Source organism: Streptococcus sp. HMSC076C09 (assembly GCF_001837905.1).
GTDB classification, from domain to species: Bacteria; Bacillota; Bacilli; order Lactobacillales; family Streptococcaceae; genus Streptococcus; species Streptococcus parasanguinis_I.
This window is the reverse complement of the sequence record NZ_KV834640.1, coordinates 1-20836: the sequence shown is the minus strand read 5'-3', so window position 1 is coordinate 20836 and position 20836 is coordinate 1. Positions and strand designations below refer to the sequence as shown.

Here is a 20836-nt window from a genome sequence, read left to right as displayed (position 1 = left end):
GTTTGCTCTCTGGTTTTTTTCTATGCCTCAAAAGCAGAAGCGGTACAAAAAAACAGCTTGCTTCCATACTGGTAAGCAAACTGTTTCAAGAGATTAATGTAAGAAGCGTTGAAGGAATTCCTTGGTCCGTTCTTCTTTTGGATTGCTAAAGATTTCTTTTGGATCTCCTTGCTCAGCGATGACACCCTTGTCCATGAAGATGACCCGGCTAGAGACATCGCGGGCAAATTCCATTTCGTGGGTGACGACAATCATGGTAAGTCCTTCTTTTGCAAGGTCCTGCATGATTTTCAAGACTTCCCCAACCATTTCTGGGTCTAGGGCAGAAGTTGGTTCATCGAAGAGAATGGCATCAGGATCCATTGAGAGGGCACGAGCGATGGCGACCCGTTGCTTTTGACCACCTGAAAGTTGTTTCGGACGGGCAGCCCAATATTGAGATCCCATACCAACTTTTTCAAGGTTTTCCTTTGCAACTTTCTCTGCAGTTTCACGATCGCGCTTGAGGACGGTCGTTTGTGCAACGATCGTATTTTCCAAGACGTTTAAATTTTCGAAGAGATTAAAGCTTTGGAAAACCATCCCTAATTTCTCGCGGTAGTGGGTAAGATCATACTCAGGATCAAGAACATTTTGTCCACGATAGAGAATCTCTCCAGCAGTAGGAGTCTCTAGAAGATTGATGGAGCGAAGGAAGGTTGATTTTCCGCTACCAGAGCTCCCGATGATGGAGATCACCTCTCCTTTTTCAACCGTAAGGGAAATATCTTTCAAGACTTCATTTTGACCATAAGATTTTTTTAAATGTTGAATTTCAAGAATTTTTTCTGCCATTATTTCACCTCATTGACTTGCATTTGATTGGCACCTGTAGTATAAGTATCAGAATCTAAGCGACGTTCGATGTAGCGAAGAATTCGTGTGATGGTAAAGGTGAGAACGAAGTAAATCACAGCGATGATCGTAAAGGTTGGGAAGTATTGATAGTTTTGGGTTGCGATCGTATTTCCTGTAAAGTACAGTTCAACTACAGAGATAACATTCAAAACAGATGTATCCTTGATGTTAATAACAAATTCATTCCCTGTTGCTGGTAAGATATTGCGAACAACCTGTGGAAGGACGACCTTGCGCATGGTTTGTCCATGGGTCATTCCTAGAGCAGTCGCTGCTTCAAACTGACCTGGATCCACTGCTAAGATCCCACCACGAACAATCTCACTCATATATGCTCCGGTATTGATTGATACGATAAAGATGGCGGCCCAGGTACGATCCAAGGAAATGTTGAAGGCTTGGGCGGAACCGTAGAAAATGACCATTGATTGAACGATCATCGGAGTTCCACGGAAAATTTCAATGTAGACATTGAGGAACCAACCAAAGGCAGTTTGGCATCCAGCAAGGAATTTATTTTTAGCCTTCGGAGCTGTCCGGAAGACACCGATTAACAAACCGATAATCAACCCAGCAATGGTACCTGTCATGGAGATTAAGAGGGTCATTCCAGTTCCCCGTAAGAACTGTGGGCCATTATCCTTTAAAATCTTCATCATTTGGCTAAAGAATGTCTGCTTATCATCACTAGCATCACTGGAAGCTGGTTGCTTCTTAATCATATCATCCATGAGTTTGACTTGGTCTTCAGACGAAATCTTAGCTAGTGCGGCATTGACTTGGTCAATTCTAGTGTCACCCTTCTTCATCCCGATAGCGATGGTCGCATCTTCTTCCCCAACTTCAAATCCTTTTTTGAATTGAATCATCTTAAATTTAGAATTAGCGGACTCGGCGGTTAGGGCTTCGGGACGTTCAGAAACATAGGCATCAATAACACCCGATTCTAAAGCTTGACGCATCTGGGCAAAATCACCCATTGCAGTTTCTTGTTTCGCACCCTTGAGTTGGGAAATGAGAGAATAGAGGTAGACCCCTTGTTGAGAGGTTACCTTTGCATCCTTAAAGTCATCTAGGCTAGTAGCATTTGCATATTTTCCATCTTTACGAACGAGCATGACCGGTTCACTGGTATAGTAGCTCTTGGAGAAGGCGACCTCTTTTTTACGTTCAGCGGTTGGACTCATCCCAGCGATAATCATATCGATTTTACCAGAAGTGAGGGCTGGAATTAAACCGTTCCAAGATGTTTTTACGATCAGAGGTTTTTTACCTAACTCCTCAGCAACTTTTTTGGCGATTTGGACATCGTACCCATTGGCATATTGATTAGTACCGTCAATTTTAACAGCTCCATTTGCATCATCTTCTTGGGTCCAGTTGAAAGGAGCGTAGGCTGCTTCCATTCCGATTCGTAAATAGTCATCTGCATGAGCAACCTGTGTGATCCCCAGGCAAATGAAAAGCCCTGTTAAGAGCGCGAATAATGTTTTTTTCATTTTTTCTCCTCTTCCTTATTTTAACTTCTCCTATTGTACAGTAAAATAGGCTGCATTTCAAACATGGTCCTCTTTTTATTTAAAAAATGCTATAATAATACAAAGGAGCGTGATCAAATGAAAAAGTATTTGTATGTTTTTTTCGCCTTTCTGGCCTGCCTTTTTGTCAGTCAGAATGTCCATGCATCTAGCCCATCTTATGATGTACTTTACTATGGTGGAACCTTGACCTTGGATACCTGGGACGACGCCACCTATGAGGAAGAACTGGTTTATTATTTCAAAGATTCTTATAGAGGGCAGTATGTTAGCCTAGGAACGGCAGGGAACATGCCACAAGGCTTTGCGATTGAGATACCGCCAAAGGTTGAGGTGGAAGGTCGTGAGCTTCAAAGAGAACCTGAGATTACGAATCTAGGTGATGGCTACCGAGTGAAAATTTATAACAGTGGTGTAGCGACAGATACTGTCAAAATTAAAGTTACATGGAAATTAAAAAATCTCCTCTATTCACACAAGGATATCTTGGAGTTGAACTGGAAACCGATCACAGATGGTGATCAGAAGGTGGACGAGGTTCAATTTCGTGTTATTCCTAAGTTTGCACCAGCTAATGCCCAATCGGAACTGTATATCCATACAGCCTTTATGGGACCGGATGTGACTGTAAAGAAAGAAGATGGAATCTATTCTGCCACTTTCTATAACCTAGGCAAAGGAAAGGCTGTGGAGTTGTATGGTTACTGGTTGAAGTCAGATCTAACTACTTTGTATGATTCTGGTCGAAATACAGGATTAACCAAATTGGATGAATTTCACAAGAACCAAGCTAAAATTGAACAGGAAAAATACTGGACACGCATGTTTTGGAACTGGATCTTGCCAGCCTTCATTATTGCACTCTGGCTTCTTGCTCTCTTGGGCCGCAATCGGTTCAAAAAAATGATTTGGCCTGGTGTGACCTATCCGACCAATACTCGTCTTTATGAGATTCCACAGGATATTGCACCTCTTGTTATGAGCTCGGTTGTTTATTCAGCCGAATTAGACGAGGCTTCCCCAACCAATAAAGAGAAGGCGACTCCGCCAGTATTCACATTTGAAAAAATGCTTCAAGCTACTTTGCTGGATCTGATGGATCGTGGAGTGATTGTCTATGAGCAACAAGGAAATGAAGTCGTTTTGACCAGAAAGTCTCATGGACATGTGGATGATTTTGAACGCTCCTTTATGAATATGGCTTTTGGGGATCAAGTTTCCTGTCCTGTTAACCGTCTCTTTGAGAATTATGAATTCAGTGATGATGTATACAAACATGCCAAAAAAGCAGATCAAGATGCGATTCGTTCACTAGGAAGTAAGGCTCAGGCTCGTTTTGATACGGCTGTCAACCAAGTGGCCCGAGATGTTCATCGCAAGGTGGAAGATCTCCATTTGCCAAGCTACTATCGCCCTTTAGAAGCAAAAGAAGAAGCGCAAGCTAGACGAAGTCTCTTCTTTGGTTGGGCTGCTTGGTTTATCGCCCTTGGAGCAGAAATCTTTGCCATCTTTGGGATGGGTTGGTTCTCTGTTCCTTGTTTGATAGGGATCCTCACACTTTGGTTTATGCCAGTGCGCTTCAATGGTGTCTTTAAAGCCTGCCTACGAGATGGTGTTGTCAATCTTGCGGGTGCTGAGCAACGCTATTACTGGGATAGTTTTGGTCGGATGTTGAAAGAGATTGCCCACCTCAACGATGCAGAGTTGCAGTCTCTGGTCCTATGGAATCGCTTATTGGTCTATGCGGCCTTGTATGGTGTAGCTGATCAGGTCACAAAGGTCATGAAGCTTCGGAATATTCATTTAGAAAATCAAGCCTTAAACGCCTTCGTTTACACCCCGTTCTATCATGATGTGACCCACTCAAGTCATGCCATGTCTACTTATGGATCGACAGCATCGACAGCTAGTCATTTCACAGTTTCCTCTGGTAGTGGAGGAGGTTTCTCTGGCGGAGGAGGCGGAGGAGGCTTTGGTGCCTTCTAAGTAGCACTAAGAATGGTCTTGGTAGCTCTTTCCCTTCTAGTTTAGAAGGCCTGGTCCAGTCCATAGATTTATGATATAATAGAGCAAATGTAAGTTTAGGAGAAAAAGATGTTTCTGATCGAATTAATCAAGGCGATCCTTTTTGGAATTGTCGAGGGGATTACAGAATGGCTACCGATCTCAAGTACAGGTCACTTGATTCTACTACAGGATTTTGTGCAGTTTAAAAACCAAGATCCAGCCTTTATGGAGATGTTCAATGTTGTAATTCAATTGGGTGCGATCCTAGCGGTTGTGGTAATTTATTTTGATAAATTATACCCCTTCAAACCAGGTAAATCTCCACTAGAAGTACGTCGGACCTGGCAATTATGGGCGAAAGTTGCAGTTGCAACCCTCCCTCTTGTCTTTGTTTTTAAATTAGATGATTGGTTTGAGGCGCATTTTCACAATTCGATTTCCGTTGCAATTATGTTGATCACCTACGGGATTGCCTTTATCTATTTGGAAAGACGGGAACAAGTCGAACCTGCAGTGACGGAATTGCATAAGCTACCTTATCGAACCGCTCTTTATATCGGACTTTTCCAAGTCTTATCGCTATTTCCAGGTACAAGCCGTTCAGGTGCTACGATTGTAGGGGGCTTGATCAATGGTGTTAGCCGTCCAGTGGTGACAGAGTTTACCTTTTATCTGGGTATCCCGGCTATGTTTGGGGCTAGTCTCTTAAAGGTTGGGAAATTCGCTCTTAGCGGGCATTCACTTGCACTAGGGCAACTCTTTATTCTACTGGTAGCGATGGGAGTGGCCTTCGTAGTCAGCATGTACGCCATCCACTTCTTGACAGATTATGTGAAAAACCATGATTTCACCGTCTTTGGGAAATACCGTATTGTTCTTGGTTCCATCTTGTTATTGTATGGTCTCTTCCGTGTAATTTTCTAAGAGAACGGTTGAACTCTATCAAATTGTTTATTGAGGTTGGAGACTTTTGTCCCGACCTCTTTTCTATGCATCCTTTTTTTGAATTCTATCCATTTTTTTAGTATAATAGTAAGACTAGAAGTATGAGGTTATGCTATGAAGATGAAGCAAATTAGTGATTCAACAATTAAGATCACGATCCAACTAGAAGACTTAGAAGAACGCGGAATGGAAATTGCTGATTTTCTTGTCCCACAAGAAAAAACAGAAGAATTTTTCTATGCCATTTTGGATGAGCTCGAAATGCCAGAAAGCTTCCTGGATAGCGGGATGCTGAGTTTTCGTGTGACACCAAAACCAGATAAATTGGATGTTTTTGTTACCAAATCAAAAATTGATCAACAATTGGATTTTGAGGATTTGTCAGATCTTCCTGATATGGAAGAGTTGTCGCGCATGACGCCAGATGAATTTATCAAAACCTTGGAAAAAACGATCTCTGATAAGACAAAAGGGGATGCAGAAGCTATTCACCATTTGGAACAAGAAGAGTTACGTGACAATCAAGAACAAGCTCCTACATCTGAAGCACCAGTAAGTCAGTATATTTATTACATTTTGCGTTTTTCAAATATCCAGCAAGCAGTTGCCTTTTCAAAAATGGTCAGTTTTCCAGTGGATACCTCTGAATTATACAAAATGGGATCCGATTATTATTTAACCGTCTTGATCGATACAGAGGATCAACCAACTCAATATCCGACCTGGTTACTGGCCATCATTCGGGAGTATGCAGATGATTCAGAAGTGACACGAGCCGTTCTGCAGGAACACGGCCACTTACTAATGGTGTCTGGTGCGATTGAGAATTTGAAGAAAGTTGCTAGCTTATGATGTCCTTTTCCTTGCAATTTGTTCTGGTGCTGATTGGGACTTTTATGATTGCCTTGGTATTGACGCCCTTGGTTCGCTTGTTCTCCTTTAAGATTGATGCCGTAGATTATCCGAATGCGCGTCGGATCAATACCAAGCCCATGCCAAGCGCGGGTGGACTGGCTATCGTGATTGCTTTTTCAATTGCGACTCTCGTGTTTATTCCTATGCTGACATCCACCACCGCACCAATCAAAAGTTACCTATCCTATACCTTGCCGGTCGTAGGAGCGGGATGGATTATCGCTCTTACAGGCTTGATCGATGATGTAAAAGAGTTGTCAGCCAAGAAAAAGATGATCGGTATCCTGCTGGCAGCGAGTCTGGTCTGGTTTTTGACAGATTTTCGGCTGAATGATTTCAAGATTCCGTTCGGTGGTCCCTTACTTCATTTTGAACCATGGCTATCGTATCTTTTGACAGTGATTTGGATTGTTGCCATTACCAATGCAGTCAATCTGATTGATGGATTAGATGGCTTGGTGAGTGGGGTCTCTATTATTTCCCTAGTGACAATGGGGATTGTGTCCTATTTCTTTCTACCAGTCCCCAATCTCTTTCTGACCATGACCATTTTTGTCTTGGTTGCGTCCATCGCAGGTTTCTTTCCCTTTAACTACCATCCAGCCATTCTCTATCTAGGAGACACCGGTGCCTTGTTTATCGGATTCATGATTTCTGTCTTGTCCTTGCAAGGTTTGAAAAATGCGACAGCTGTTGCGGTAGTCACACCAATGATTATCCTCGGAGTACCGATTACAGATACCTTTTTAGCCATTATCCGTCGGACCCTATCTGGTCAAAAATTTTATAAACCGGATCGCAATCACTTGCACCACCGACTTCTTTCTCTGGGCTTGACACATCGGGGAACTGTACTTGTGATCTATGGGATTTCGATGATTTTCTCCTTGATTTCTCTCTTGCTCAACATCTCGAGTCGCATTGGAGGTGTCCTACTTGTGATCGGGCTCTTGTTTGGAGTAGAGTTGTTAGCAGAATTGATTGGGGTTTTAGGGCCACATCATAGTCCTTTGTTAAATGTTCTGCGCTATATAGGGAATTCTTCCTACCGGGAGGAAGTTCGTCAAAAACGAAAAGAAAAAACTAAATAAGAATAGTTCTAATCAAAAGAAAAGCCATTTAGGCTTTTTTTTGATATACTTGAAAGGTAAAAAAATACTTTGTGATGAAGGAATCGATGCTTTGAGAACCTTCTAGACTTCAAAGTAAAAAGAAAGGGAATGCAATGTCGACATTAGAAATTAAAGACCTTCACGTTGAAATTGAAGGCAAAGAAATTTTAAAAGGTGTAAACCTGACCCTAAAAACTGGTGAGATCGCAGCCATCATGGGACCAAACGGAACAGGGAAATCTACTCTGTCAGCTGCCATTATGGGAAACCCAAATTATGAAGTAACCAAAGGGGAGATTCTGTTTGATGGTGTCAACATCTTAGAATTGGAAGTGGACGAACGTGCACGGATGGGCTTGTTCCTTGCCATGCAATACCCTTCAGAAATCCCAGGAATTACCAATGCAGAATTTTTACGTGCAGCCATGAATGCTGGTAAAGAAGAGGACGAGAAGATCTCTATTCGTGATTTCATCAAAAAATTGGATGAAAAGATGGAACTGCTCAACATGAAAGAAGAAATGGCAGAACGCTACCTCAATGAAGGATTCTCTGGTGGTGAGAAAAAACGGAATGAAATCCTTCAATTATTGATGTTGGAGCCAACATTTGCTCTTTTGGATGAAATTGATTCTGGTTTGGATATTGATGCTCTTAAGGTCGTATCTAAAGGGGTTAATGCGATGCGGGGTGAAGGTTTTGGAGCGATGATCATCACCCACTACCAACGTTTGTTGAACTATATTACTCCTGACGTCGTTCATGTGATGATGGAAGGTCGTGTTGTGCTTTCAGGTGGACCAGAATTGGCTGCACGCTTGGAACGTGAAGGCTATGCCCAACTCGCAGAAGAACTCGGTTACGACTATAAAGAAGAACTATAACCTGATGACAAGTGATCTAATGTTGTCATAAAATCAAACAGATAGTATCTTTATTAGGAGAAAAAAATGAGTATTGAAAATATTACCCTCTTTTCGGAACTGCATGCTGAGCCAAGCTGGCTGCAAGATTTACGAAAAAAAGCTTTTGACAAGATCGATCAGTTGGAATTGCCAGCCATTGAACGCGTCAAATTTCACCGCTGGAATCTTGGAGATGGGACGATCACAGAAAGCGAGGCTTCTGCCAATGTTCCCGATTTTACAGCCCTCGATTCAAACTTAAAATTGGTCCAAGTTGGAACTCAAACTGTATTTGAACAGGTGCCACAAGCCTTGGCAGACCAAGGAGTTCTTTTTACAGATTTCCATACTGCCCTAGAAGAAATTCCTCAGGTAGTGGAAGACTACTTTATGTCTTCGGTTAAATACGACGATGATAAACTAGCAGCATACCACACGGCTTATTTTAATAGTGGGGCTGTGCTATATGTTCCAGATAACGTCGAAATTTCAGAACCCATCGAAGGTATTTTCTACCAGGATAGCGACAGTGATGTACCTTTTAATAAGCACATTTTGATTATCGCAGGCAAAAACAGCAAGTTTAGCTATTTGGAACGCCTAGAATCAAAAGGTGAAGGCTCAGCAACAGCAACTGCGAATGTGACGGTTGAGGTGATCGCCCGCTCCGGTGCCCAAGTGAAATTTGCGGCGATTGACCGTCTGGGTGAAAATGTCACAGCTTACATCAGTCGACGTGGGAAACTAGGTCAGGATGCCAGCATTGATTGGGCTATCGGTGTTATGAACGAAGGTAACGTGGTTGCAGACTTTGACAGTGACTTGGTTGGAAACGGAAGTCATGCAGATTTGAAAGTCGTTGCTTTATCAAGCGGTCGTCAGGTTCAAGGAATTGACACCCGCGTGACCAACTTTGGTTGCAACTCGATCGGAAATATCTTGCAACACGGGGTTATTCTTGAAAAAGGAACCTTGACCTTCAACGGAATTGGTCATATTATCAAGGGGGCTAAAGGAGCAGATGCTCAGCAAGAAAGCCGTGTCTTAATGTTATCGGATCAAGCTCGTTCAGATGCCAACCCAATCCTCTTGATTGATGAAAATGATGTCACAGCTGGCCATGCTGCATCGATCGGTCAAGTGGACCCAGAAGATATGTATTACCTCATGAGTCGTGGTCTGGATCAACACACAGCAGAACGCTTAGTGGTGCGTGGTTTCTTGGGATCTGTGATTGTTGAAATCCCAGTTAAAGAAGTACGTGATGAAATGATTGCCACCATTGAAGAAAAGTTATCTCAACGCTAAGGAGAAACAATGCTAGATAAAAATACGATTGCTCAAGACTTTCCCATTCTCGATCAACTAGTTCACGATGAGCCTTTGGTTTATCTAGATAATGCAGCGACGACGCAAAAACCTAACCGTGTTCTTGAAGCCGTTAATCACTATTATTTGCAAGATAACGCCAATGTTCATCGTGGAGTCCATACTTTGGCTGAACGAGCGACAGCAGCCTATGAGGCAGCGCGTGAGAAAGTCAGAAAATTTATCAATGCTTCATCAACCAAGGAGGTGCTCTTTACAAGAGGGACAACGACTGGACTCAACTGGGTAGCCCGCTATGCAGAAGAAGTCCTAAAGGAAGGGGATGAAGTCCTGATTTCCATCATGGAACATCACTCCAACATCATTCCTTGGCAACAAGCCTGCAAGAAGACAGGAGCAAAACTGGTCTATGTCTATCTAAAAGATGGCTTGCTGGATATGCAGGACTTAAAGAGCAAGCTTAGTGAGAAGACAAAATTTGTCTCCATCACCCATGCTTCGAATGTCTTAGGGGTGGTCAATCCGATCAAGGAAATTGCTCGATTAGCTCATGAAGTTGGAGCGATCATGGTCGTAGATGGGGCTCAATCAACCCCTCATATGGCCATTGATGTACAAGGCTTAGATGCGGATTTCTTTGCTTTTTCTGGCCATAAGATGGCTGCACCAACAGGGATTGGTGTCCTCTATGGGAAGGAAGATATCTTAGAGCAAATGTCTCCGATCGAGTTTGGGGGCGAGATGATTGACTTTGTTTACGAACAATCTGCCTCTTGGAAGGAATTACCTTGGAAATTTGAAGCTGGAACCCCCAATATGGCTGGTGCAATCGGTCTTGGTGCAGCAATCGATTACTTAGAAGAGCTGGGTATGGACCAGGTAGAAGCGCATGAGCATGAATTGATTGCCTATGTGTTTCCAAAATTACAGGCGATCGAAGGTTTGACCATCTATGGTTCCCAAGACTTAGCCCAACGTTCTGGCGTCATTTCCTTCAATCTAGGAGATCTCCATCCGCATGACTTAGCAACAGCACTAGATTATGAAGGGATTGCCGTTCGTGCAGGTCACCACTGTGCACAACCGCTTCTTCAATACCTACAAGTCCCAGCGACAACGAGAGCAAGTTTTTATATCTACAACACCAAAGCGGACTGTGATAAATTAATTGAGGCATTGGTCAAAGCAAAGGAGTTTTTCAATGGCACTTTCTAAATTAGATTCGCTGTACATGGCGGTCGTAGCTGACCATTCAAAACACCCTCACCATCAGGGCCAGATTGAAGATGTTGATCAGATCCAACTCAACAATCCAACTTGTGGAGATGTGATCCAGTTAAGTGTGAAATTTGACGAGAATGACAGGGTGGAAGATATCGCCTTTGTTAATTCAGGATGTACGATCTCAACCGCTTCAGCTAGTATGATGACGGATGCTGTAATGGGAAAAACAAAAGAGGAAGTCGAAGAATTGGCGCAGGTCTTTTCAGAAATGGTCCAAGGGAAGTCAGATCCTCGCCAAGGGGAATTAGGAGACGCAGCCTTTTTATCTGGAGTCTCAAAATTTCCACAACGGATTAAATGTGCGACCCTCTCCTGGAATGCTCTTAAAAAAGCGATCGAACGTAGCAAATAATTAAAAGAAGAAACAGAGAAAGAAAGGAAATTATGGCTGAAGAAAGAGTCGAACCGAAACCAATTGATCTCGGTGAATATAAATTTGGATTTCACGATGACGTTCAACCCATTCTCTCTACCGGGAAGGGATTGAATGAAGCGGTTATTCGTGAATTGTCTGCAGCAAAAAATGAACCAGAATGGATGCTCGAATTCCGTTTGAAATCTTTTGAAACCTTCAAAAAGATGCCCATGCAAACCTGGGGAGCCGATCTATCAGAGATTGACTTTGATGATTTGATCTATTATCAAAAACCTTCGGATAAACCTGCCCGTTCATGGGACGAAGTTCCAGAGAAAATCAAGGAAACCTTTGAGCGTATCGGGATTCCTGAAGCAGAACGTGCTTACCTAGCGGGAGCTTCTGCTCAGTATGAATCAGAAGTGGTTTACCACAATATGAAAGAAGAGTTTGAAAAGTTGGGGATTATCTTTACCGATACGGATTCTGCCCTAAAAGAATATCCAGACCTTTTCAAACAGTATTTTGCGAAGTTAGTACCACCAACGGACAACAAATTGGCTGCCCTCAACTCAGCGGTCTGGTCTGGTGGGACCTTCATTTATGTACCAAAAGGCGTAAAAGTAGACGTCCCCCTTCAAACATACTTCCGTATCAACAATGAAAATACTGGTCAGTTTGAACGCACTTTGATTATCGTGGACGAGGGAGCAAGTGTTCACTATGTAGAAGGCTGTACAGCACCGACCTACTCAAGTAATAGCCTCCATGCAGCGATTGTCGAGATCTTTGCCTTGGATGGTGCTTACATGCGCTATACGACCATCCAAAACTGGTCAGACAATGTCTACAACTTGGTAACCAAGCGGGCCAAGGCTCAAAAAGATGCCACAGTTGAGTGGATCGACGGAAACCTAGGTGCCAAGACAACTATGAAGTACCCATCTGTTTATCTAGATGGAGAAGGAGCGCGTGGTACCATGTTGTCCATTGCCTTTGCGAATGCAGGGCAACACCAAGATACAGGTGCCAAAATGATCCACAATGCCCCTCATACCAGCTCATCTATCGTATCGAAATCTATTGCGAAAGGTGGCGGAAAGGTAGACTACCGTGGACAAGTAACCTTTAACAAAAATTCCAAGAAATCAGTTTCTCACATCGAGTGTGACACCATTATTATGGATGATTTATCTGCATCAGATACAATTCCATTTAATGAAATCCACAACTCACAAGTTGCTTTGGAGCACGAAGCTAAGGTTTCAAAAATCTCAGAAGAGCAACTTTATTATTTGATGAGTCGTGGACTGTCTGAATCAGAAGCGACAGAAATGATTGTCATGGGATTTGTAGAGCCCTTTACGAAAGAACTTCCAATGGAATATGCGGTTGAGTTAAACCGACTCATTAGCTACGAAATGGAAGGCTCTGTAGGGTAATTCATTTTTGTCAATCAAAAAACACAATGGATTTGACTCCATTGTGTTTTTTTACTTATAGCTTTTCGTTGACATAACGAACAAATTCATTCCACCAAACCTTTAAGAAAAAGCTTTTCTCAATGGTTCTTCCCGCTACCATATCGACCGTTGGCTCCTGATCTTCTAGATAGCCTCGCCCGATTTTATCTGGATCAGTATAGTGTAATTTTCCAAGAGTGGTGCCTGATTTGACAGGTGCCTTGAATGATTCTTGAGTGCTCTTGAATTGAATTTTTGGTTCTGCTTGACTGCCTTGTTTTTCGACGATATAGAAGTCTTTTTTTGCAACAGCTAAAACAGTCTCCGACTTCCCATCCATAACACTTGCCTTACTTTTCCCGTAAGGATCTCCTTCTTTGACGACAATGGAAGAAACAAAGGTTCTTACCACGTAGTTCATCAGAGAAGAAGTAGCCACAAAGCGTGCATAGGGATCACCGTCAACGGCCTCCACTCCTAGGACAACCGTGATCATATGGATGCCATTTTGCGTCGTTGATGCAGCAAAGGTAATACCACCTTTGGTAGAGTTGCTGACCCGAAGGCCGTCAACGCCTGAACGGTAATTCGGCATGCCTTCTAGCATCAGGTTGGGGTTTTCAATCTGCGTGTTTGAAAAAAGAGCAGTGGGTTTTGAAGTATATTTGGTCACTTCAGGGAAATCCTGGAGTAAGTGCTTAGCAATAACAGCAATATCATAAGCACTCAATTGATTTTCGTCTTCTTTCCCGTCAGGATCTCCGCTGATGGTTTGAGTATTTAATCCGGTAGCATTGATTAAATGAGGAGATTGAATGCCCCATTCAGCAAGTTTCTGCTTCATTTTTTCAACGAAGCTTTTCTCAGAGCCACCCACTTTCTCAGCTAAAGCCAAGGCAGCAGTGCTAGAATTTCCAACTAAAAGAGCCGTCAATAACTGTTCAACCGTATATTGGTTCGCTTCCATAGGAAGAGTACCAGCACCTTCGATATCATTTAAGGCCAGAGCTTTCTCAGACAGTTTGATAGGATCTTTCAGAGAAAGTTTTTTTTCATGAATGGCTTCGAAAATCAGATAAGTGGTCAAGAGTGTAGAAAGTCCCCCCACATCTCGCTTTTTCTCTGAATCCTTTTCATATAGGATTTTACCTGTATCAGCTTCAACAGCAATAGCACTTTGAGCAGGAAGATCTAGTTCATCTGCTAGAACGACTTGATAAGGTAAACTGCATAACAGCAAGATAAAAGTTAAAAAAGAAAGAAATAATTTTTTCACAGTTGTTTCCTCGTTGCTTAGTCCTCTCTATTGTATCATACAAATGATTAATGGAAAATCGTAAAATCATCAATTAGGCTAAAAAGTCAGTCATAGCAAGGTTTTTGAATAGTGATAAATCGAATATTCAGAAAATTTAGTTTACTTTTTTTTCTACTTGTGATATAATCTTAAACAAATCTAAAAAAACTATTGGAGAATTCCTATGAAAAAAGGTAAAGTATTTGCAGTTGCCGGAGTAACACTTCTTGCAGCTGGATTGTTGGCTGCATGTTCTAGTTCAAATACTAGCAAAGCAAGCTCAGGCGAAGACAAGAACTATGGTTATGTCTACACAGATGATCCTCAAACTTTGGACTACACTGTATCTTCTAAAGCTGCTACACACGATATTACTACAAACGTCGTAGATGGTTTGATGGCAAATGACAAGTATGGTAATCTCGTACCATCACTTGCAGAAGATTGGTCTGTTTCAAAAGACGGTTTGACTTATACCTACAAAATTCGTAAAGGGGTTAAGTGGTACGATGCAGACGGTGAAGAACATGGCGAAGTGACAGCTAAAGACTTTGTAACAGGTTTGAAACACGCTGCTGATAAAAAATCTGAAACTCTTTCACTAGTTCAAGGCTCAATCAAAGGCTTGGATGATTATGTACAAGGAAAAACTACAGACTTTAGCCAAGTTGGTGTCAAAGCTGTTGATGATTACACCCTTGAGTATACATTGAACAAACCTGAAACTTTCTGGAACTCTAAAACAACAAACGGAATCTTGTTCCCAATTAGCACAGATTTCTTGAAGAGTAAGGGAGATGATTTTGGTCAACCAAACGATGTGAAGTCAATCCTTGCAAACGGACCTTTCCTTCTTAAATCTATTACATCAAAATCATCTGTTGTATTTGAAAAGAATGACAACTACTGGGATAAGAAAAACGTTCACCTTAAAGAAGTGAAGCTTACCTACTACGATGGATCAGATCAAGATTCATTGGCGCGTGGCTTCTCTGATGGAGCTTATACAGCTGCTCGTCTTTTCCCAGCAAGCTCAAACTTTGCAACAGTAGAGAAAAAATACAAAGATAACATTTACAACACCCCAGCTGGTTCAGGTGTGGCAGTCCTTGGTTTCAATATTGACCGTCAATCTTACAAACACACTGCTAAGAAATCAGATGCTGAAAAATCTTCTACTAAGAAAGCAATCTTGAACAAAGATTTCCGTCAAGCTATTACTTTTGCCTTGAACCGTGAAAACTATTCAGCACAAGTAAATAGTAAAGCATTTGCTAAACCAGCTATCCGTAACACCTACACAGCACCAGCCTTTGTACAAGTAAATGGGAAAGATTTTGGAGATGTAGTAGCAGACAAATTGACTACTTATGGGGACCAATGGAAAGGTATCAACCTTGCAGATGGTCAAGACGGTCTTTACAACAAAGACAAAGCGAAAGCACAACTTGAAAAAGCAAAAGCTGAACTTCAAAAAGATGGTGTTCAATTCCCAATTCATATTGACGTACCAGTAGCACAAAATTCAACAAACTTTGTTTCACGGATGCAATCATTGAAACAAACAGTGGAAGATACTCTTGGTAAAGACAATGTCGTTCTTGATCTTCAAATGATGGACCAGGATGAAGTCTTGAACATTACTTTGAACGTGCCATCAGCAGCAGATGCAGATTGGGATCTTCAAGGATTGGTTGGTTGGAATCCAGACTACGATGATCCATCAACTTACCTTGAAACTCTCCAACCATCTTCTGAAGACCAAACAAAAGTCTACCTTGGTTTTGCAGGTGGTGTAGATAATGCTTCAGCCAAAGCAGTTGGCTTGGATGAGTATGCGAAACTTCTTGCAGATGCTAATAGCGAATCACTTGATGTAGCTAAACGTTACGAAAAATATGCTACTGCTCAAGCTTGGTTGAGTGATAGTGCCTTGGTAATCCCAACAATGTCAAGCACAGGCGCAGCAACAGTTGTTTCTAAAGTGGTTCCATTCTCTGGCCCATCAGCGCAAACAGGTAACAAAGGATCTGCTTACTTCAAATATGTAGAAGTTCAAGATGAACCTGTTACTAAGAAACAATACGAACAAGCACGTGAAAAATGGCAAAAAGAAAAAGCTGAGTCAAACAAAAAAGCTCAACAAGATCTTGAAAAACACGTTAAATAATTAATTATTGCTTTTCATTAGAACTTTCTCTTCTAGGGGAGAAAGTTCTTTTGGACATTAAAGGAATGAAATATGAAAAAATATGTTTTTATGCGTATTTTGCGTTCGTTAGTGTCGATCTTTCTCGTCACGACATTAACCTACATGATTATCTATACGCTAACACCGAGAAATCTCATCTTTAAAAATGACCCCAACTACAATAAAGTAGCGAAGACAAAAGATTCGAAGATCAACTACGAAAATACTGTCTACGATCGCATGGGTTATTTGGAATACATGGATTCAAAGAGCTTGCAACAAAAAGCAAGTAAAGAAGATTCTTCTGTAACAGTTGATGCGACAACTGCTAATGAAAAGATCTATAAGGAATACATTAACAAATTAGGTCATGGTTGGCAGTTGAAACGTTTCCCAGAAAGTAAGTCTTTCTATGCGGTGCGTGAAATTCCAGTTTTTGAACGTGTCGTCAGCTTCTATGCGAATTTGATTCAATTTGATCATCCAGGTTGGGTGAAAGATGCTTCAAATCCAAACCTCAAACGCTATATCCGTATTGAAAATGATCCGTCTATTGGTTGGTCAGTTGTAGGTTCTGGTACGAAACACAAATACCTCTTGTACTTTAATGGTCAATTCCCATATGTACACCAAAACTTTGTGACCTTAAACCTTGGAAATTCATATCCAACTTATTCAAATACCCCTGTTCTTCAAGTTATTACCCAAGGACAAGGAACAACTAAGAAGAGTGAAGTGAACTTCCCAACAGGTAAAAAGACATCTTCCATCGATATCTACTCACGTACCTACAAATCACCAAGTAAGGCAGACTCACAAGATATCAGTCGATTTGGTAAAGGGGACGCTTATACAGCAACGTTGAGCAACTATGAGAATCCATCCATGATTGCATCTTCTTCAATCATTGGTTTGATTGGTATTGCAATTTCTTATTTGATTGCGATCCCATTAGGATCTTACATGGCTCTGTTCAAGAACTCATGGTTTGATAGCATCTCAACAGCTGCTTTGACATTTATGATGTCTCTTCCAACCATTGCTTCGGTCTACATTGTCCGTTTAGCAGGTTCATTCTTTGGGCTTCCAGACTCATTCCCAGTTCTTGGAGCACAGGACTGGCGTTCATATGTATTGCCGTCTCTGATTCTTGGTTTATTGAGTGCACCATTTAACGCCGTTTGGATTCGTCGTTACATGATCGATATCCATTCACAAGATTTCGTCCGTTTTGCTCGTTCAAAAGGATTGTCAGAACGTGAGATTTCAAAAAAACACATCTTCAAAAATGCGATGGTTCCATTGGTATCTGGTATTCCGACATCTATTATTGGAGTTATCTCAGGTGCGACACTTACTGAAACAGTCTTCGCTTTCCCAGGTATGGGTAAAATGTTGATTGACTCTATTAAAGCATCAAACAACACCATGGTTATCGGACTTGTCTTCATCTTCACATCGCTTGGTATCTTTGCTGCCATGTTAGGTGATATCTTGATGACAGTGCTTGATCCACGGATTAAATTAACGAATACGAAAGGAGGCAAATAATGGCTACAATCGATAAAAATAAATTTCAGTTTGTAAAACGCGATGACTTTGCCTCTGAAGTAATCGATGCTCCAGCGTATTCATACTGGAAATCTGTATTCAGACAATTCTTTAAAAAAAGAACCACGATCATTATGCTTGCTGTTTTGATTGGGATTCTCTTGATGAGTTTTATCTACCCGATGTTTTCAAATTTTGATTACAACGACGTAAGTAAGGTAAATGACTTTTCAGCACGTTTGAATCCACCAAGTGCCAAAGCTTTCTTTGGTACAGATAACAACGGTAAATCCCTCTTTGATGGAGTTTGGTTTGGTGCTCGAAATTCGATTATCATTTCCTTTATCGCAACTGTTATTAACGTGGTGGTCGGAGTCATCGTTGGTGGAATTTGGGGAATCTCAAAATCCATCGACCGTATCATGATGGAAGTTTATAACGTTATTTCAAACATTCCATTTATGTTGATCGTTATCGTCTTGACTTACTCAATGGGATCTGGTTTCTGGAATTTGATTCTTGCCATGTCCTTAACAGGATGGATCGGAATTGCCTACATGATTCGTGTTCAAATCATGCGTTACCGTGATTTGGAGTACAACTTGGCCAGTCGAACATTAGGAACACCAACGTTGAAAATTGTTACGAAAAATATTTTACCTCAATTGGTATCTGTAATCGTGACCCAGACATCACAAATGTTACCAAGTTTTATTTCTTACGAAGCTTTCCTTTCCTTCTTCGGACTTGGTCTTCCAATCACAGTTCCAAGTTTGGGACGGTTGATTTCTGACTATTCTCAAAACGTAACTACAAATGCCTACCTATTCTGGATTCCACTTACTGTTTTGATTTTAGTATCCTTGTCATTCTTTATCGTCGGACAAAACTTGGCCGATGCCAGCGACCCACGTACACATAGATAGGAGGAGTAGATATGACATCAAATAACAATATTATTTTATCTGCTCAAGATATCGTAGTGGAATTTGACGTGCGCGATCGCGTACTGACAGCCATTCGTGGCGTATCGCTTGAGCTAGTAGAAGGTGAAGTTCTTGCCTTGGTTGGTGAGTCAGGTTCAGGGAAATCAGTTTTGACAAAGACGTTCACCGGAATGTTAGAAGATAATGGCCGTATTGCCCAAGGTTCGATTAAATACCGTGGTCAAGAATTGACAGATTTGAAATCGAATAAAGATTGGGAAAATATTCGTGGATCTAAGATCGCTACAATTTTCCAAGACCCAATGACAAGTTTGGACCCAATCAACACAATTGGTTCACAAATTACAGAAGTCATTATCAAACACCAAGGGAAAACAGCTAAAGAAGCTAAAGAAATGGCTTTGGACTATATGGAGAAAGTTGGAATTCCAGATGCGGAACGTCGTTTTGATGAGTATCCATTCCAATATTCAGGTGGGATGCGTCAACGGATCGTTATTGCCATCGCCTTGGCCTGCCGTCCAGATATCTTAATCTGTGACGAACCAACAACAGCCCTAGACGTAACCATTCAAGCGCAAATCATTGATTTGTTGAAATCCCTTCAAAAAGAATACCAATTTACAGTTATCTTTATCACCCACGACTTAGGTGTGGTTGCAAGTATTGCAGATAAAGTAGCCGTTATGTATGCTGGAGAAATTGTTGAGTTTGGAAAAGTAGAAGAAATTTTCTACGATCCAAAACATCCATACACATGGAGCTTGCTTTCAAGCTTGCCTCAATTGTCAACCTCAGATGGTGATCTTTACTCTATTCCAGGAACTCCGCCATCATTGTATGCTCCAATCAAAGGAGATGCCTTCGCACTTCGTTCAGACTATGCAATGCAGATTGATTTTGAAGAAGAGGCACCTGCTTTCAAAGTAACCGATACTCACTGGGCTAAGACATGGTTGCTCCATCCAGATGCACCAACAGTTCATAAACCAGAAGTAATCGAAAACCTTCACGAAAAGATTGGCTCAAAAATGGGCTTCACTCACATTACAGAATAGGAGGAAGGAAATGACTGAAAAATTAGTTGAAATTAAAGATTTAGAAATTTCCTTCGGTGAAGGAAGTAAAAAATTCGTTGCTGTAAAGAACACCAACTTTTTCATTAATAAGGGAGAAACTTTCTCTCTTGTTGGTGAATCAGGAAGTGGTAAGACAACAATTGGGCGTGCGATCATCGGTTTGAATGATACAAGTGCTGGAGAAATTATTTATGACGGTCGCAAGATCAACGGAAAAAACTCTCATAGTGAAAAATCAGAGTTGATCCGTAAAATTCAAATGATCTTCCAAGACCCAGCAGCAAGTTTGAATGAACGTGCAACAGTTGATTATATTATCTCTGAAGGTTTGATCAACCACCATTTGTTTAACAGCGAAGAAGAACGTCAGGAAAAAGTAAAAAATATTATGCATGAAGTTGGGCTTCTAGCAGAACATTTGACACGTTATCCTCACGAATTCTCAGGTGGTCAACGTCAACGGATCGGTATTGCCCGTGCACTTGTCATGGAACCAGAATTTGTCATTGCGGATGAACCAATCTCAGCTCTTGACGTTTCAGTACGTGCACAGGTCTTGAACCTTTTGAAAAAATTCCAAAGAGAATTAGGCTTGACCTACCTCTTTATCGCCCATGACTTGTCAGTTGTACGCTTCATTTCTGACCGTATTGCAGTTATCTATAAAGGGGTTATTGTAGAAGTGGCAGAAACTGAAGAACTATTTAACCACCCAATCCATCCATACACTCAATCCCTACTTTCAGCAGTCCCAATTCCAGATCCAATTCTAGAACGTAAAAAAGTTCTAAAAATCTATGATCCAGAACAACATGATTACTCTGAAGATAAACCACAAATGGTTGAAATTAAACCAGGTCATTATGTATGGGCTAACAAAGCTGAAGAAAACAAATACAGACAAGAATATAAATAGAGAGGATTCCCTCTCTATTTTCTTTTTTTCAAAAAAACTTTCAAAAAAATAAAAAATTTTTTAAAAAAGTGTTGACAGTAAGGGTAGGTCATGATATACTAATAT

The 20836-nt window shown here is 41.3% G+C and carries 17 protein-coding genes; 14 read left to right on the top strand and 3 right to left on the bottom strand.

Translation table 11 applies throughout. The features are described from left to right. Positions 1-93: 93 nt before the first annotated feature. Together HMPREF2704_RS03950 and HMPREF2704_RS03945 are read right to left on the bottom strand one after the other, a co-directional pair. Positions 94-834 (bottom strand): amino acid ABC transporter ATP-binding protein, encoded by a 741-nt coding sequence (locus HMPREF2704_RS03950; protein ID WP_003010256.1) that lies wholly within the window; start codon positions 832-834, stop codon positions 94-96. Further along, positions 834-2396 (bottom strand): ABC transporter substrate-binding protein/permease, encoded by a 1563-nt coding sequence (locus tag HMPREF2704_RS03945; RefSeq protein ID WP_049505896.1) that lies wholly within the window; start codon positions 2394-2396, stop codon positions 834-836. Before HMPREF2704_RS03945 ends, HMPREF2704_RS03950 begins: the two co-directional genes overlap by 1 nt. Positions 2397-2513: 117 nt before the next feature. Here HMPREF2704_RS03945 and HMPREF2704_RS03940 point away from each other — a divergent pair, with 117 nt between their 5' ends. The 9 genes from HMPREF2704_RS03940 to sufB all read left to right on the top strand — a co-directional run bounded on the left by HMPREF2704_RS03940 (position 2514) and on the right by sufB (position 12729). Next, on the top strand, positions 2514-4421 hold the full coding sequence (locus HMPREF2704_RS03940) for a DUF2207 domain-containing protein (protein ID WP_049505895.1): 1908 nt from the start codon (positions 2514-2516) through the stop codon (positions 4419-4421). 108 nt (positions 4422-4529) lie between these two features. Then, positions 4530-5366 (top strand): undecaprenyl-diphosphate phosphatase, encoded by an 837-nt coding sequence (locus HMPREF2704_RS03935; protein ID WP_070845747.1) that lies wholly within the window; start codon positions 4530-4532, stop codon positions 5364-5366. Between the two features lie 135 nt (positions 5367-5501). Beyond that, complete coding sequence (gene mecA / locus HMPREF2704_RS03930) at positions 5502-6239, top strand: adaptor protein MecA (RefSeq protein ID WP_049475089.1); 738 nt, start codon at positions 5502-5504, stop codon at positions 6237-6239. Continuing rightward, positions 6236-7393: a glycosyltransferase family 4 protein gene (locus HMPREF2704_RS03925; protein ID WP_049485793.1), complete on the top strand. Its 1158-nt coding sequence runs from the start codon at positions 6236-6238 to the stop codon at positions 7391-7393. Before mecA ends, HMPREF2704_RS03925 begins: the two co-directional genes overlap by 4 nt. A gap of 134 nt (positions 7394-7527) precedes the next feature. After that, positions 7528-8298: a Fe-S cluster assembly ATPase SufC gene (gene sufC, locus HMPREF2704_RS03920; RefSeq protein ID WP_003004238.1), complete on the top strand. Its 771-nt coding sequence runs from the start codon at positions 7528-7530 to the stop codon at positions 8296-8298. 66 nt (positions 8299-8364) lie between these two features. Then, positions 8365-9627 carry a Fe-S cluster assembly protein SufD gene (sufD, locus tag HMPREF2704_RS03915; RefSeq protein WP_003004052.1) on the top strand — a complete coding sequence of 421 codons (1263 nt, stop codon included), beginning with the start codon at positions 8365-8367 and terminating at the stop codon, positions 9625-9627. Between the two features lie 9 nt (positions 9628-9636). After that, positions 9637-10863 (top strand): cysteine desulfurase, encoded by a 1227-nt coding sequence (locus HMPREF2704_RS03910; RefSeq protein WP_070845744.1) that lies wholly within the window; start codon positions 9637-9639, stop codon positions 10861-10863. Next, a complete protein-coding gene (gene sufU, locus HMPREF2704_RS03905) occupies positions 10850-11284 on the top strand; it encodes a Fe-S cluster assembly sulfur transfer protein SufU (protein WP_070845742.1) in 435 nt (144 codons plus the stop codon). Before HMPREF2704_RS03910 ends, sufU begins: the two co-directional genes overlap by 14 nt. A gap of 32 nt (positions 11285-11316) precedes the next feature. Further along, positions 11317-12729 (top strand): Fe-S cluster assembly protein SufB, encoded by a 1413-nt coding sequence (sufB, locus tag HMPREF2704_RS03900; RefSeq protein WP_003010279.1) that lies wholly within the window; start codon positions 11317-11319, stop codon positions 12727-12729. A gap of 55 nt (positions 12730-12784) precedes the next feature. On the opposite strand, the gene HMPREF2704_RS03895 is transcribed toward sufB, so the two are convergent. Further along, on the bottom strand, positions 12785-14026 hold the full coding sequence (locus HMPREF2704_RS03895) for a serine hydrolase (protein ID WP_070845740.1): 1242 nt from the start codon (positions 14024-14026) through the stop codon (positions 12785-12787). 205 nt (positions 14027-14231) lie between these two features. Between HMPREF2704_RS03895 and HMPREF2704_RS03890 the strand changes: the two genes are divergently transcribed. From HMPREF2704_RS03890 to HMPREF2704_RS03870, 5 genes are all read left to right on the top strand, one after another. Further along, positions 14232-16217: a peptide ABC transporter substrate-binding protein gene (locus tag HMPREF2704_RS03890; RefSeq protein ID WP_070845738.1), complete on the top strand. Its 1986-nt coding sequence runs from the start codon at positions 14232-14234 to the stop codon at positions 16215-16217. 72 nt (positions 16218-16289) lie between these two features. Next, entirely contained in the window at positions 16290-17789 is a 1500-nt protein-coding gene (locus tag HMPREF2704_RS03885; RefSeq protein WP_023919303.1) for an ABC transporter permease, read from the top strand. Further along, positions 17789-18715, top strand: coding sequence for an oligopeptide ABC transporter permease OppC (gene oppC, locus HMPREF2704_RS03880; protein WP_023919302.1), 927 nt, complete (start codon positions 17789-17791; stop codon positions 18713-18715). Before HMPREF2704_RS03885 ends, oppC begins: the two co-directional genes overlap by 1 nt. Positions 18716-18726: 11 nt before the next feature. Beyond that, the gene (locus HMPREF2704_RS03875; protein ID WP_003004369.1) at positions 18727-19794 is read left to right on the top strand and encodes an ABC transporter ATP-binding protein; all 1068 of its coding nucleotides are present in this window, start codon (positions 18727-18729) and stop codon (positions 19792-19794) included. 10 nt (positions 19795-19804) lie between these two features. Beyond that, positions 19805-20731, top strand: a complete 927-nt coding sequence (locus tag HMPREF2704_RS03870) for an ATP-binding cassette domain-containing protein (protein ID WP_049523048.1) — start codon at positions 19805-19807, stop codon at positions 20729-20731. Positions 20732-20836 lie beyond the last annotated feature (105 nt).